The organism is Mycobacterium sp., assembly GCF_049280035.1.
Classification (GTDB): Bacteria; Actinomycetota; Actinomycetes; order Mycobacteriales; family Mycobacteriaceae; genus Mycobacterium.
In genome coordinates this window covers 1-2,550 of sequence record NZ_JBAPPI010000884.1, presented here as the reverse complement: position 1 = coordinate 2,550, position 2,550 = coordinate 1, and the positions used below count along the sequence as shown (strand labels likewise).

Annotated in this window: 4 protein-coding genes; all 4 read left to right on the top strand. The window is 66.2% G+C overall.

The features are described 5' to 3' along the window. The coding region (locus WAN71_RS28170) for a TIGR03619 family F420-dependent LLM class oxidoreductase (RefSeq protein WP_422228472.1) at nt 1–781 on the top strand (781 nt) is incomplete at its 5' end. Between the two features lie 11 nt (nt 782–792). Then, nucleotides 793–1,539 (top strand): alpha/beta fold hydrolase, encoded by a 747-nt coding sequence (locus WAN71_RS28165; protein ID WP_422228474.1) that lies wholly within the window; start codon nt 793–795, stop codon nt 1,537–1,539. Continuing rightward, the gene (locus tag WAN71_RS28160) at nt 1,536–2,384 is read left to right on the top strand and encodes a thioesterase family protein (protein ID WP_422228471.1); all 849 of its coding nucleotides are present in this window, start codon (nt 1,536–1,538) and stop codon (nt 2,382–2,384) included. Before WAN71_RS28165 ends, WAN71_RS28160 begins: the two co-directional genes overlap by 4 nt. Nucleotides 2,385–2,419: 35 nt before the next feature. After that, nucleotides 2,420–2,550, top strand: a 131-nt coding sequence (locus WAN71_RS28155) for a helix-turn-helix domain-containing protein (protein ID WP_422228473.1), incomplete at its 3' end; no start/stop codon positions are given.

Below are 2,550 nucleotides of genomic sequence, written 5' to 3'. Positions count from 1 at the left end.
CCCATTTCCCGACCGGGAGTGGTTGGCCCACGGTGGCCACCACGCTTTCGACCCGTTCGTGTCACTTAGCTTCGCGGCGGCGGCCACCACCCGCATCCGGCTCATGACCTACATCCTGGTATCGGGTTATCGCAACCCGTATCTGACGGCCAAAGCGGCCGCGAGTTTCGACCTGCTCTCCGGCGGTCGATTCACGTTAGGCACCGGGGCCGGCTACCTGAAGACCGAATTCGAAGCGCTGGGAGCCGATTTCGACCAGCGTGGCGCGCTGCTCGACGAGGCGATCGCGGCGTGGAAGGCCTCCTGGACGGGCGTCGACCACGACGGGCCGGAGTTCGGGGTCAGTGGTCACGTCGCGCTGCCACCGCCGGTTACCACGGGCGGTCCGCCGATCTGGATCGGCGGGAACGGCGCGGCCGCGCAACGCCGTGTCGTGGAGGTCGCCGACGGCTGGATGCCGATGGCGGCGTCGGGCGAAATGGCCGCGATCACCCGCGCCCGCCCACTCGAGGACATCGACACGCTCGGCGACTGGATCGCGAAGGTGAACAAGCAGCGGGCGGAGGGGGGTCGCGGCGCTGCCGACGTCGCCTTCGTCCCCTTTGAAGCAGATCTGCTCGCTAGCGGCAACTGCGTGGGATTTTGCGCCGCGGTGCAGCCGCGGCTGGAGACCTACGCCGAGGCGGGTGTCACGTGGATCACCATCGAGCCGGCCAGTAGGAGCTTCACCGACTTCCGTACCGACATCGACATGCTGAGCTCCCAGTTGATCGACCGATGAAGGGGCCCACCATGGCGCTGCCCGACCTCGTGCTCGTCCACGGCGGCGAGCACGCCGGCGACTGCTGGGATCTCGTCGTCGCCGAATTGCGACGTCAGGAGCCGGAACTGCGCACACTCGCCGTGGATCTTCCGGGCCGCGGCCGCACGCCAGGAGACCTCGCTACCGCGACCATCGCCGAGTGGGTGGACTCCGTCGTCGCCGACATCGAACGGGAACGGCTGGGCGACATCGTGATCGCGGGCCACTCGATGGCCGGTGTGACGGTACCCGGTATCGTCGCCAAACTTGGCTCCGCACGGGTACGCGAGATGATTCTCGTCACCGCGTTCGTTCCCCGTCAGGGACAGGCGATCGTCGACACCTTGGGCGGTCCGCTGGCGGTCTTCGCGCGCTTTGCCGCGCGAGGCGGCAGACCGTTCAAGGTTCCACGCGTGGCTGCGCAGTACGCGTTCTGTAACGGCATGACGAAGCAACAGCGCCGACTGGCGATGTCGAGGTTGTACACCGAATCGGCGCGGATTCCCGCAGAGCCCGTGGACCGTAGCGGATTTCCCGACGACGTGCCGTGCACCTGGGTGCTGACCACCCGCGATCGAGCCCTGTCGCAAAAGTCCCAGCGCGCGAGTATCGCCGCGCTCGGCGGCGTGCATGAGGTGATTCCCGTTGACACCTGCCACGACGTCATGTTCAGCCAGCCGGAACTGTTGGCGCGAATACTCCTCGAGCGCTGCCGACTGCGGGGGAGCGTCCGATGACGGATTCATCGCCGATGCCTGCCCGCCCCATGCCGACGTGCTTCTTTGTTACCGACGGCAAAGGCTATGTGCCAACCCGTTTGGCGAGAGGGCCATGGGGTCCGTCGATCAGCGGTAACTACATCGGCGGGTTGCTGGGGCGAGCGGTCGAGCAAGAAGTCGACGATGTTGACCTTCAGGCCGCCCGGCTGACGGTCGACCTGCTCAGGCCAGTGGCACTGCATCCCTTGCGGGTGCATTCGTTGGTTGTGCGTGACGGCCGCCGACTTCGACTGGTCGACGCGGTCATGACTCAGAACGATGTGATGGTGGCCCGGGCCAGCGCCTTGTTCCTTCGACGCAGCGAGCACGCCGTGGATACGGTGTGGACGTCGCCCGTCACGATGCCCGCGGTCCCGGCTGAACCCGACGTGTTGGCGGACGATATCCCGATGGTGTTTCACTCATACGGCCGCGACCCGGTCGCGGGCAGTCCGGGTGTCGGCGTGACCGAGTGGCGACACCACGGGCAGAAGTTCGCGTGGATGCGGGAGACCAAGCTGCTCGTCGACGACGAGCCGCTGTCGCCCTTCACTCGCGCCGTCATGGCCGGGGACGTGACAAGTTCGTTAACCCATTGGGGCACAGAGGGACTGCAGTTTATCAATGCCGACTACACGATCACGCTGAGTCGCTTGCCGGAAAGCGTCTACATCGGATTGGCTGCGGTGACGCACTACAGCCATGCGGGGGTCGCCACCGGCGTGGCGACGCTGTTCGACGAAACCGGACCCATCGGCAGCGGCATGGCGACCGCCTTGGCGAAACCGGGATTCACGCCACCACCGTCGATAGTGTCGGGTTGATCGCCGGTCGGCGATCAACCCAATATGCTGTCCGGATGCAGCAACCCGCGGCGAAGGTTCGTGTCAAGCGCGGGACGGCGCAGCAGCATCTGCTCGATTCTGCGCAGCAACTCTTTGCCGAACGGGGCTACCGGGGCACCACGACAAAGGACATCGCTCAGCACGC